Source organism: Streptomyces hirsutus (genome assembly GCF_001418415.1).
Taxonomy (GTDB): Bacteria; Actinomycetota; Actinomycetes; order Streptomycetales; family Streptomycetaceae; genus Streptomyces; species Streptomyces hirsutus.
On record NZ_LIQT01000208.1, the window covers coordinates 1 to 12171 of the forward strand.

The 12171-nt window shown below is 70.0% G+C and carries 10 protein-coding genes; 8 read left to right on the forward strand and 2 right to left on the reverse strand.

All coding sequences use genetic code 11. The features are described 5' to 3' along the window. The 6 genes from AOK11_RS16720 to AOK11_RS16745 form a co-directional block, all read left to right on the forward strand. Positions 1-585: Holliday junction DNA helicase RuvB C-terminal domain-containing protein (locus AOK11_RS16720; protein WP_276204825.1), on the forward strand; the 585-nt coding region annotated here is incomplete at its 5' end. A gap of 165 nt (positions 586-750) precedes the next feature. Next, positions 751-1308, forward strand: coding sequence for a preprotein translocase subunit YajC (yajC, locus tag AOK11_RS16725; RefSeq protein ID WP_055594521.1), 558 nt, complete (start codon positions 751-753; stop codon positions 1306-1308). 136 nt (positions 1309-1444) lie between these two features. Beyond that, on the forward strand, positions 1445-3241 hold the full coding sequence (gene secD, locus AOK11_RS16730) for a protein translocase subunit SecD (RefSeq protein ID WP_055594522.1): 1797 nt from the start codon (positions 1445-1447) through the stop codon (positions 3239-3241). A gap of 3 nt (positions 3242-3244) precedes the next feature. Then, positions 3245-4366, forward strand: a complete 1122-nt coding sequence (gene secF / locus AOK11_RS16735; protein WP_055594523.1) for a protein translocase subunit SecF — start codon at positions 3245-3247, stop codon at positions 4364-4366. Beyond that, complete coding sequence (locus tag AOK11_RS16740) at positions 4363-4911, forward strand: adenine phosphoribosyltransferase (protein ID WP_055594524.1); 549 nt, start codon at positions 4363-4365, stop codon at positions 4909-4911. The genes secF and AOK11_RS16740 overlap by 4 nt, the downstream gene beginning before the upstream one ends. Positions 4912-5129: 218 nt before the next feature. Then, positions 5130-7685 carry a RelA/SpoT family protein gene (locus AOK11_RS16745; protein WP_055594525.1) on the forward strand — a complete coding sequence of 852 codons (2556 nt, stop codon included), beginning with the start codon at positions 5130-5132 and terminating at the stop codon, positions 7683-7685. 83 nt (positions 7686-7768) lie between these two features. Here AOK11_RS16745 and AOK11_RS16750 read toward each other — a convergent pair whose 3' ends face one another. Both AOK11_RS16750 and AOK11_RS16755 read right to left on the reverse strand, forming a co-directional pair. Continuing rightward, complete coding sequence (locus tag AOK11_RS16750; RefSeq protein ID WP_055594526.1) at positions 7769-8998, reverse strand: DUF349 domain-containing protein; 1230 nt, start codon at positions 8996-8998, stop codon at positions 7769-7771. Between the two features lie 137 nt (positions 8999-9135). Further along, positions 9136-9957, reverse strand: a complete 822-nt coding sequence (locus AOK11_RS16755) for a peptidylprolyl isomerase (RefSeq protein ID WP_055594527.1) — start codon at positions 9955-9957, stop codon at positions 9136-9138. Positions 9958-10137: 180 nt separating this feature from the next. Between AOK11_RS16755 and AOK11_RS16760 the strand changes: the two genes are divergently transcribed. After that, a complete protein-coding gene (locus AOK11_RS16760; RefSeq protein WP_055594528.1) occupies positions 10138-10854 on the forward strand; it encodes an MBL fold metallo-hydrolase in 717 nt (238 codons plus the stop codon). Positions 10855-10865: 11 nt separating this feature from the next. Then, a complete protein-coding gene (gene hisS / locus AOK11_RS16765; RefSeq protein WP_055594529.1) occupies positions 10866-12128 on the forward strand; it encodes a histidine--tRNA ligase in 1263 nt (420 codons plus the stop codon). The last annotated feature ends 43 nt before the right edge of the window (positions 12129-12171 follow it).

Genomic DNA, 12171 nt, shown 5'->3' on the forward strand with positions numbered 1-12171 from the left:
TTCACCCTGGTCGGCGCCACCACGCGCGCGGGCCTGCTGCCGCCGCCGCTGCGCGACCGCTTCGGCTTCACCGCGCACATGGAGTTCTACGAGCCCACCGAGCTGGAACGCGTCGTCCACCGCTCGGCGAGCCTCCTGGACGTCGGGATAGAGGCGGACGGCGCCGCCGAGATCGCCGGCCGGTCGCGCGGCACGCCCCGCATCGCCAACCGCCTGTTGCGCCGCGTCCGCGACTACGCCCAGGTCAAGGCCGACGGGCGGATCACCCGGGAGATCGCCGAGGCGGCCCTGGCGGTCTACGAGGTCGACGCCCGCGGCCTCGACCGGCTGGACCGCGCGGTGCTGGAGGCGCTGCTCAAGCTCTTCGGCGGCGGACCGGTCGGGCTGTCCACGCTCGCCGTCGCGGTGGGGGAGGAACGGGAGACCGTGGAAGAGGTGGCCGAGCCCTTCCTCGTACGGGAGGGGCTGCTCGCCCGCACCCCGCGCGGACGGGTCGCCACACCGGCGGCATGGGCGCACCTCGGCCTCGTCCCGCCCGGCTCCCCGGCTCCCGGAAACGGACAACAGGACCTGTTCGGGGCGTGAGGGGGACAGCATTGGCCACGGGAGGAACCCCGGTGCCATGCTGAGCGTTGTTCCCTGCGCGCGGACTCGCCTAGAATCCGCCGATGCCACGCCTTGTCGGCGGCATCACATACCCCCAACCATCAGGCCGTTCACCATCGCGGTCGTGTGAAGGAAGTCCGACCCGTGAGTCTCCTGACCCTCCTCCCGTTCATTGTGCTCATCGGGGCCATGTTCCTGATGACCCGGTCGGCCAAGAAGAAGCAGCAGCAGGCCATCGATATGCGGAACCAGATGCAGCCGGGTTCCGGTGTCCGCACGATCGGGGGTATGTACGCCACGGTGAAGGAGGTCAGTGAAGACACGGTCCTCCTCGACGCCGGACCCGGCGTGGAACTGCTGTTCGCGAAGAACTCCATCGGTGCCGTACTGACGGACGACGAGTACAACCGCATCGTTCACGGCATCGAGCACGACCTGAAGTCCGACGCCGACGTCGTCCCCGACGACGCCTCCTCCCTCACCGAGACCGACGACTCCGCCGCCGCCTCCGACGACGCGCCGGTCGATTTCGGCAAGAAGGACACGGCCGACGCGGCCGACGCGGCTGACACGGCCGACACGGCCGGGGCGTCCGCCGACACCGTCGACGCCGAGCCGGCCGATGCCGGCACCGACGCCGCCGACAAGGCGAAGACGGACGAGCAGGCGAAGAAGTCCGACGGCGGTTCCGAGGCGAAGTAGTCGTGACCCGGAGTGCGCGGGCAGTACGGCCCGCGCACCCCGGGACATGCCCAGCTCCCGCGGAATCCCGAGACCATGTCATGGCCGCTCGCCCGTCGACCGGGCTCGGGGCGGCCCGAGAGGGAGTTACAAAAAGGTGGCAGCACTCAAAAAGGGAACTAACGCGAGCGTCACAAGCAAGCCGTGGCGCTCGCTGGCCCTGATTCTGATCGCCATGGTGGCGCTCATCGGAGGGATGTTCGCCTCCGGACACAAGACCCCGCGTCTGGGTATCGACCTCGCCGGCGGCACCAGCATCACGCTGGCGGCCGTCCCCGAGGCCGGTCAGGAATCCGCGATCAACCCGACCAATATGGCGACCGCGGTCTCCATCATGGAGCGTCGTGTCAACGGTCTCGGTGTTTCCGAGGCCGAAGTCCAGACGCAAGGTGACCGTAACATCATCGTCAACATTCCCAAGGGCACCAACTCGGAACAGGCCCGGGAACAGGTCGGCACCACCGCCAAACTCTACTTCCGCCCGGTCGTCGCCACCGAACTCGCCGCGGGCGGAGCCGCTCCCACGCCGAGCGGCACCGGTGAAGCCTCCACCGAGGGTACCGAGGGCGACAAGGCCACCGACGGCGCGAGCGAGAAGGCCACGGACAGGACTACCGACGAGGGGTCCCCGTCCGCCTCCACCGGCCCGTCGGCCGACGCCACCACCCAGGGCCGTGCGGTCACCGAGGCGCTGAAGGCCGACCCCACCCCCTCCGCGACCCCCAGCGGTTCGGCCGAGGCCAGCCCCTCCGCGTCCGCGACGGACGGCACCCCCGCCGGGGAGGACGGCAAGCTCCAGGCCCAGTACGCCGCGCTCGACTGCACCAAGGCCGATGTCCGCGCCTCCGCCGGTGACGGCGCCAAGGCCACCGACTCGACCGTGGCCTGCGGCCAGAACTCCCAGGGCCAGTGGCAGAAGTACATCCTCGGCCCCGCCGCCGTCGACGGCACGGACGTCGACGAGGCCAAGGCCGTCCTCAACACGCAGACCGGTGCCGGCTGGACCGTCACCATGGACTTCACGGACCAGGGCAGCAAGAAGTTCGCCGACATCACCGGCAAGCTGGCGCAGAACCCGTCCCCGCAGAACCAGTTCGCCATCGTCCTGGACGGCGAGGTCGTCTCCGACCCGTACGTCAGCCAGGCCCTCACCGGCGGCAACGCGGAGATCTCCGGCAACTTCACCCAGAAGTCGTCCGAGGAACTCGCCAACATGCTGTCCTACGGCGCCCTGCCCCTGACGTTCCGCGAGGACAGCGTCACCACCGTCACCGCCGCACTCGGCGGCGACCAGCTGCACGCCGGCCTGATCGCCGGCGCGATCGGCCTCGCCCTGGTCGTCCTGTACCTGCTGGTCTACTACCGCGGTCTGTCGTTCATCGCGATCGCCTCACTGCTGGTGTCCGCGTCCCTCACCTACGTGATCATGGCGCTGCTCGGCCCGACCATCGGTTTCGCGCTGAACCTGCCGGCCGTCTGCGGAGCCATCGTCGCCATCGGCATCACGGCGGACTCGTTCATCGTCTACTTCGAACGGGTACGGGACGAGATCCGCGAGGGCCGTGTCCTGCGCACCGCCGTGGAGCGTGCCTGGCCGCGTGCCCGGCGCACCATCCTGGTCTCCGACTTCGTCTCCTTCCTCGCGGCCGCGGTGCTCTTCGTCGTCACCGTCGGCAAGGTCCAGGGCTTCGCGTTCACGCTCGGTCTGACCACGGTGCTCGACGTCGTGGTGGTGTTCCTGTTCACCAAGCCGCTGCTGACGCTGATGGCCCGCCGGAAGTTCTTCGCCGGCGGTCACAAGTGGTCCGGCCTGGATCCGAAGGCCCTCGGGGCGAAGCCCCCGCTGCGCCGCACCCGCCGCCACTCCGCCCCCTCCCAGACGAAGGAGGCGTGAGAGATGTCGAAGCTCGGTAATCTCGGCGCCCGGCTGCACCACGGTGAGGTCGGCTACGACTTCATCAAGAACCGCAAGATCTGGTACGGCGTCTCCCTTCTGATCACCGTCCTGGCCATCGTCGGCCTGGCGGTGCGCGGCCTCCACATGGGCATCGAGTTCCAGGGCGGTGCGGTCTTCACCACCCCGAAGAACATGAGTGCCTCGGTCGCCCAGGCCGAGACCTACGCGGAAGAGGCATCCGGCCACGACGCCATCGTCCAGAAGCTCGGCGACGGCAGCCTGCGCATCCAGATCGCGGCCATCGACACCAGCACCTCGGACAAGATCAAGACGGAGCTCTCCCAGGACCTGAAGGTCGAGGCGGAGCAGATCAACGCGGACCTGGTCGGTCCCAGCTGGGGCGAGCAGATCGCCAACAAGGCCTGGCAGGGCCTCGGCATCTTCCTGTTCCTGGTCGTGATCTATCTGGCGATCGCCTTCGAGTGGCGCATGGCCGTCGCCGCGTTCATCGCGCTGATCCACGACCTCACCATCACCGTCGGCATCTACGCCCTCGTGGGCTTCGAGGTCACCCCGGGCACGGTGATCGGTCTGCTGACCATCCTCGGCTATTCGCTCTACGACACGGTCGTGGTGTTCGACAGCCTCAAGGAGCAGACCAAGGACATCACCAAGCAGTCCCGCTGGACCTACAGCGAGATCGCCAACCGCTCCATCAACAGCACCCTGGTCCGTTCCGTCAACACCACGGTGGTCGCGCTGCTGCCGGTGGGGGCCCTGCTGTTCATCGGGGGCGGTGTCCTCGGCGCCGGTATGCTGAACGACATCTCGCTGTCCCTGTTCGTCGGCCTCGCCGCCGGTGCGTACTCGTCGATCTTCATCGCCACTCCGCTCGTCGCCGATCTCAAGGAGCTCGAGCCTCCGATGCGGTCGCTGAAGAAGCGTGTCCTGGCCAAGCGCGCCCAGGGCACCGACACGGACGACGAGCCGAGGGCCGCCAGGGTGCCCGACGACGACTACGAGAACGGGCCGGACGACGCCGCTGCCGCCGTCGTCGGCCCACGCGACCAGTCCGCGCCCCGCAGCCGCGGGCGCGGCCGACCTTCCGGAAAGCGCCGATGACCGAACTCACCGATATCTCCACCCTGCTGCTGAGCCGCATCCGGGACGTGGCGGACCACCCGGAGCCGGGGGTGATGTTCAAGGACATCACCCCGCTCCTGGCCGACCCGGCGGCGTTCGCCGCTCTCAGTGACGCCCTCGCAGAGATCGCCGGACGCACCGGCGCCACCAAGGTCGTCGGCCTGGAGGCCCGCGGCTTCATCCTCGGCGCCCCGGTCGCCGTCCGCGCGGGCCTCGGCTTCATCCCCGTGCGCAAGGCGGGCAAGCTCCCCGGAGCCACCCTCAGCCAGGCGTACGACCTGGAGTACGGCTCCGCCGAGATCGAGGTGCACGCCGAGGACCTCACCGCCGCCGACCGCGTCCTGGTGATCGACGACGTGCTCGCCACCGGCGGCACCGCCGAGGCGTCGGTCCAGCTCATCCGCAGGGCGGGCGCCGACGTCGCGGGCCTCGCCGTACTGATGGAACTCGGCTTCCTCGGCGGCCGGGCGCGCGTGGAACCGGCCCTGGCCGGCGCCCCGCTGGAGGCGCTGCTCACGCTCTGACGAGCGCCGGGGGACACCGTCCCACCAGCGACGCAGCACGCCGGACGGGCGTGGCGGACACCGCGCGGGCGGGCACCGGGGGAATCCGGGGCCCGCCCCGTGCGTTTCAGAGGTGAACAATCCGCCCACCGGTCCGAGGGAGATCCGCAGGCACGGGATGGCTACCATGGGGGCTCCGGAACCTGATCTGGGGCCCGGATCGCGTACGAGGAGTCCTCTTGGCAGACGAGGCCCAGCACCTGACCGCAGACAAGCCCGAGTCCGGCTCGGCTGCCGCGGCCAAGCCCGTGCCGAGCACGCCCCACGCGAAGAACGACCCGCGCGGGCCGGTCCGGCACGCCCAGGCCGCCGCCGCGGAGAAGCCCGAGCAGCCACGGCCCAAACCCTCCCCCGCCCGAGCGGGCGGATCCTCGTCGTCCGAGCGCTCCGCCCCCGCGGTCCGCCCCAACAGCGGGCAGCCGGCCCGCTCCGGCTCCTCCAACCGCGTCCGCGCCCGTCTGGCCCGGCTCGGGGTCCAGCGCGCCAACCCGTACAACCCGGTGCTGGAGCCGCTGCTGCGGATAGTGCGCGGCAACGACCCCAAGATCGAGAACGCCACCCTCCGCCAGATCGAGAGCGCCTACCAGGTCGCCGAGCGCTGGCACCGAGGCCAGAAGCGCAAGAGCGGCGACCCGTACATCACCCATCCGCTCGCCGTCACCACCATCCTCGCCGAGCTGGGCATGGACCCGGCCACCCTGATGGCCGGCCTGCTGCACGACACGGTGGAGGACACCGAGTACGGCCTGGAACAGCTCCGCCGCGACTTCGGTGACACCGTCGCCCTGCTGGTCGACGGCGTCACCAAGCTGGACAAGGTCAAGTTCGGTGAGGCCGCGCAGGCCGAGACCGTACGCAAGATGGTCGTCGCCATGGCCAAGGACCCGCGGGTCCTGGTCATCAAGCTCGCCGACCGCCTGCACAACATGCGCACCATGCGCTACCTCAAGCGCGAGAAGCAGGAAAAGAAGGCGCGCGAGACGCTGGAGATCTACGCGCCGCTCGCCCACCGGCTGGGCATGAACACCATCAAGTGGGAGCTGGAGGACCTCGCCTTCGCGATCCTCTACCCCAAGATGTACGACGAGATCGTCCGCCTGGTCGCCGAACGCGCCCCCAAGCGCGACGAGTACCTGGCGATCGTCACCGACGAGGTGCAGCAGGACCTGCGCGCGGCCCGCATCAAGGCGACCGTCACCGGCCGCCCCAAGCACTACTACAGCGTCTACCAGAAGATGATCGTCCGCGGCCGGGACTTCGCGGAGATCTACGACCTGGTGGGCATCCGCGTCCTCGTGGACACCGTCCGCGACTGCTACGCGGCCCTCGGCACGGTGCACGCGCGATGGAATCCGGTCCCCGGCCGGTTCAAGGACTACATCGCGATGCCCAAGTTCAACATGTACCAGTCGCTGCACACGACGGTCATCGGCCCCGGCGGCAAGCCGGTCGAGCTGCAGATCCGCACGTTCGACATGCACCGCCGCGCCGAGTACGGCATCGCCGCGCACTGGAAGTACAAGCAGGAGGCCGTCGCCGGCGCCTCGAAGGTGCGCACCGACGTCACCCCGAGCAAATCCGGCAAGGACTCCGCCGCCGTCAACGACATGGCGTGGCTGCGGCAGCTGCTCGACTGGCAGAAGGAGACCGAGGACCCCGGCGAGTTCCTGGAGTCCCTGCGCTTCGACCTGTCCCGCAACGAGGTCTTCGTCTTCACCCCCAAGGGCGATGTCATCGCGCTCCCCGCGGGCGCCACCCCGGTGGACTTCGCGTACGCGGTCCACACCGAGGTCGGCCACCGCACCATAGGCGCCCGGGTCAACGGCCGGCTCGTCCCGCTCGAGTCGACCCTGGACAACGGCGACCTGGTGGAGGTCTTCACCTCCAAGGCGGCCGGCGCGGGCCCCTCCCGGGACTGGCTCGGCTTCGTCAAGTCGCCGCGCGCCCGCAACAAGATCCGCGCCTGGTTCTCCAAGGAGCGCCGCGACGAGGCGATCGAACAGGGCAAGGACGCCATCGTCCGCGCGATGCGCAAGCAGAACCTGCCGATCCAGCGCATCCTCACCGGCGACTCACTGGTCACCCTCGCGCACGAGATGCGCTACTCGGACATCTCCGCGCTGTACGCGGCGATCGGCGAGGGCCATGTCGCCGCGCAGAACATCGTCCAGAAGCTGGTGCAGGCCCTCGGCGGCGAGGAGGCGGCCACCGAGGAGATCGACGAGTCGGTGCCGCCGGCCCGCGGGCGGGGCCGCAAGCGCCGCTCCAACGCCGATCCCGGGGTCGTCGTCAAGGGCGTCGACGATGTCTGGGTGAAGCTGGCCCGCTGTTGCACCCCGGTCCCCGGCGACCCGATCATCGGCTTCGTCACCCGAGGCAGCGGCGTCTCCGTCCACCGCAGCGACTGCGTGAACGTCGACTCCCTGTCCCGTGAGCCCGAGCGCATCCTCGAGGTCGAGTGGGCGCCCACCCAGTCCTCGGTCTTCCTGGTCGCCATCCAGGTCGAGGCCCTGGACCGCTCCCGGCTGCTGTCGGACGTCACCCGCGTGCTGTCCGACCAGCACGTCAACATCCTCTCCGCGGCCGTCCAGACCTCCCGCGACCGCGTCGCCACCTCCCGCTTCACCTTCGAGATGGGCGACCCGAAGCACCTCGGGCACGTCCTGAAGGCCGTACGGGGCGTGGAGGGCGTCTACGACGTGTACAGGGTGACCTCGGCCCGCAACCGGACGTAGACCGGCCACGGCGCACGACCAGCACGGCAGAGGGGCTCCCGTACCGCGGTACGGGAGCCCCTCTGCCGTGCTGGTCCTCGGCGTCAGCCGCCGAACTCCTGCAGACCCTTCAGAGCCTGGTCCAGGAGCGCCTGGCGGCCCTCCAGTTCCCGCTCGAGCTTCTGGGCCCTGGCGTCGTTGCCCTGCGCCCGTGCCTGCTCGATCTGGCCCTTCAGCTTGTCCACGGCGGCCTGGAGCTGGCCGGTCAGACCCTCGGCACGCGCACGTGCCTCCGGGTTGGTCCGGCGCCACTCGGCCTCCTCGGCCTCCTGCAGGGCCCGCTCCACGGTGTGCATCCGGCCCTCGACCTTCGGCCGGATGTCCCGCGGCACATGGCCGATGGCCTCCCACCGCTCGTTGAGCGTGCGGAACGCGGCGCGGGCGGCCTTCAGGTCCGTGATCGGCAGGAGCTTCTCGGCCTCCCCGGCCAGCTCCTCCTTGAGCTTGAGGTTCTCCGTCTGCTCCGCGTCACGCTCGGCGAAGACCGAGCTGCGGGCGGCGAAGAAGACGTCCTGGGCACCGCGGAAGCGGTTCCACAGGTCCTCCTCGTGCTCGCGCTGGGCGCGGCCCGCGGCCTTCCACTCCGACATCAGGTCCCGGTAGCGTGCCGCCGTCGCACCCCAGTCCGTCGACTTCGACAGCCCCTCGGCCTCGGCGACCAGACGTTCCTTGGTCTTGCGGGCCTCCTCGCGCTGTGCGTCCAGGTGCGCGAAGTGCTGCTTGCGCCGCTTGGAGAACGCCGACCGCGCGTGCGAGAAGCGGTGCCACAACTCGTCGTCGGACTTGCGGTCCAGCCGCGGCAGGCCCTTCCACGTGTCCACCAGCGCCCGCAGCCGCTCACCGGCCGCCCGCCACTGGTCCGAGCCCGCCAGCTCCTCCGCCTCGGCGACCAGCGCCTCCTTGGCGTGGCGCGCCTCGTCGGACTGCTTCGCCCGCTGCGCCCTGCGCTCCTCGCGCCGGACGTCCACCAGCTCCACGAGCTTGTCCAGCCGCACCCGCAGGGCAGCCAGGTCACCGACCGCGTGATGGGCGTCGACCTGCTCCCGCAGGTGCCCGATCGCCGTCATGGCGTCCTTCGAGGACAGATCGGTGGTCTTCACTCGCTTCTCGAGGAGGCCGATCTCGACAACCAAGCCCTCGTACTTGCGCTCGAAGTAGGCCAGAGCCTCCTCGGGGGAGCCCGCCTGCCAGGAACCGACGACCTGCTCTCCGTCGGCCGTACGCACGTACACGGTCCCCGTCTCGTCGACGCGGCCCCACGGGTCGCTGCTCACAGCGCCTCCTCCACATGATGCCTGCGGAGGGCTCTGCTGCCCCCGGGCATCGTCCACAGTTTTCGTCACGGCCAACATAGGCGACCGACGGGATGCCTGTCCGCATCCCGCGCGACCGAAGTTCCGCAGCTGGGCGGTCAGGATTTCGTGACGGTCGCCTTGTCGATCACCACCGTCGCGTTGGGTGCTCCGTCACCCGCTCCGGTGCTGTCACCGGCTTCGGCGATCTTCTTCAGGACCTTCAGGCCGCCCTCCGAGACGGTGCCGAACGGCGTGTAGCTCGGCGGGAGCGGGCTGTCCTCGTACACCAGGAAGAACTGGCTGCCGCCGCTGTCCTTCTGCCCGGTGTTCGCCATGGCGACGGTGCCCGCCGGGTAGGTGCTGTCCTTGAGGCTCTTGTCCTTCAGGTTCTCGTCCGGGATCGTGTAGCCGGGGCCGCCGGTGCCGGAGCCCGTCGGGTCACCGCACTGCAGCACGTAGATGCCGTTGGTGGTGAGCCGGTGGCACGTGCTGTGGTCGAAGTAGCCCTCACCGGCGAGGAACTCGAACGAGTTGACGGTGTGCGGGGCCGCCGACGCCTTCAGCGCCATGTCGATCGTGCCGCAGGTCGTCTCGAGCGTCATCGTGTACTTCGCCGACTTGTCGATGGAGAGCGCCGGCTCCTTCTTCCAGGTCTTCGACGCGACCTTGCCCTCCGCCGGCTTCTCGCACGGGTCGGGCGCCTTGCTCGGCGCCTCGGCGCTGGGCGTGACCTCCGCGTTCGCGTTGGACGTGTCCTCGTCCCGGTCGAACGTCCCGGCCGTGTACAGCCCGAGGCTGCCGACCAGGACCACACCGAGGACGGACGCGATCACCGAGTTGCGGACCCGCGACTTGCGGCGCGCCTCGGTACGCCGCTGCTGCTGCCGCAAGAACTTCTCCCGGGCGAGCTGACGCCGCCGCTGCTCCTGGCTGACCACCGGGTGACTCCTCATGCCTCTCGTGTGCCGACCGAATACGCGTGCGGGCGGCGGGCCGACTGACTGCGTGTGCCCCGTACCGTATATGGGTTCGCTGAGGAAACGGCAGCGCCGGTAGGCTCTGACCACGGGCGCCAGCCCCGACGCAAGCCTCCCGTACCCACCCAACGAAGGACGAACGTGCTCATTGCCGGGTTCCCCGCCGGGGCCTGGGGGACGAACTGTTATCTCGTCGCCCCCGCCGCCGGTGAGGAGTGCGTGATCATCGACCCCGGCCACCAGGCCGCCCCCGGAGTCGAGGAGGCGGTCCGTAAACACCGGCTGAAGCCCGTCGCCGTCGTCCTCACCCACGGACACATCGACCACGTGGCCTCCGTCGTCCCCGTGTGCGGGGCGCACGACGTACCGGCCTGGATCCACCCCGACGACCGGTACATGATGAGCGACCCCGAGAAGGGCATCGGCCGCACCATCGGCATGCCGCTGATGGGCGAGCTGACCGTCGGGGAGCCGGCCGACGTCAAGGAACTGGCCGACGGAGCGAAGCTCGACCTGGCCGGGCTGCAGCTGACGGTCGCGCACGCGCCGGGCCATACCAAGGGGTCGGTGACCTTCGGGCTGCCCGAGGCGGCGGACATCCCGCCGGTGTTCTTCTCGGGCGACCTGCTGTTCGCCGGCTCCGTCGGACGCACCGACCTGCCCGGCGGTGACACGGCCGAACTGCTCGACTCGCTGGCCCGCGTGTGCCTGCCGCTCGACGACTCGACCGTGGTGCTGTCCGGACACGGCCCCCAGACGACCATCGGCCAGGAGCGCGCCACCAACCCGTATCTGCGGCAGGTGGCGGCGGACCGCCAAGGACGCGGCGCCGCCGACGCTCCCCGACGAGGAATGTGACAAGACCTTCCGTGAGCACCTTCAAGGCCCCCAAGGGCACCTACGACCTCATCCCGCCGGACAGCGCCAGGTACCTCGCCGTCCGCGAGGCCATCGCCGCCCCGCTGCGGGGCTCCGGCTACGGCTACATCGAGACGCCCGGCTTCGAGAACGTCGAGCTGTTCGCGCGCGGTGTCGGTGAGTCCACCGACATCGTCACCAAGGAGATGTACGCCTTCGAGACCAAGGGCGGCGACCGCCTCGCCCTGCGGCCCGAGGGCACGGCCTCCGTGCTGCGCGCGGCCCTGGAGGCCAACCTGCACAAGGCGGGCAACCTCCCGGTCAAGCTCTGGTACTCCGGCTCGTACTACCGCTACGAGCGCCCCCAGAAGGGCCGTTACCGTCACTTCTCCCAGGTCGGCGCCGAGGCGATCGGAGCCGAGGACCCGGCGCTCGACGCCGAGCTGATCATCCTGGCCGACCAGGCGTACCGCTCCCTGGGGCTCAGCGAGTTCCGCATCCTGCTGAACTCCCTGGGCGACAAGGAGTGCCGCCCCGTCTACCGGGCCGCGCTCCAGGACTTCCTGCGCGGACTGGACCTGGACGAGGACACCCTGCGCCGCGCGGAGATCAACCCGCTGCGCGTCCTGGACGACAAGCGCGAGGCGGTGCAGAAGCAGTTGACCGGCGCCCCGCTGCTGCGCGACTACCTGTGCGACGCCTGCAAGGCGTACCACGAGGAGGTCCGCGAGCTGGTCACGGCCGCGGGCGTGGCCTTCGAGGACGATCCCAGGCTGGTGCGGGGGCTGGACTACTACACGCGCACCACCTTCGAGTTCGTCCACGACGGTCTGGGCTCCCAGTCCGCGGTGGGCGGCGGCGGCCGCTACGACGGTCTCTCGGAGATGATCGGCGGCCCCGCGCTGCCGTCCGTCGGCTGGGCGCTCGGTGTCGACCGCACCGTGCTGGCCCTGGAGGCGGAGGGCGTCGAACTCGAACTCCCGGCCACCACCAGCGTGTTCGCCGTCCCGCTCGGTGAGGAGGCCCGCCGGGTGCTGTTCGCCAAGGTCACCGAACTGCGCAAGAACGGCGTCGCCGCCGACTTCGCCTACGGCGGCAAGGGGCTGAAGGCGGCGATGAAGGCGGCCAACCGTTCGGGCGCGCGCTACGCCCTGGTGCTCGGCGAGCGCGACCTCGCCGAGGGCGTCGTCCAGCTCAAGGACATGGAGTCCGGCGAGCAGAGCGCGGTGGGTGTCAACGAGATCGTGGCCGAGCTGGAGGCCCGGCTCGGCTGACCCGAGCTTCCCCTCCACGTACACGAAGGCGCCGGTGTGCCCC

Coding starts and splice junctions, on each gene's coding strand:
- AOK11_RS16740 (WP_055594524.1), top strand. CDS start 4,363: ATGACCGAACTCACCGATATCTCCACCCTGCTGCTGAGCCGCATCCGG.
- secF (WP_055594523.1), top strand. CDS start 3,245: ATGTCGAAGCTCGGTAATCTCGGCGCCCGGCTGCACCACGGTGAGGTC.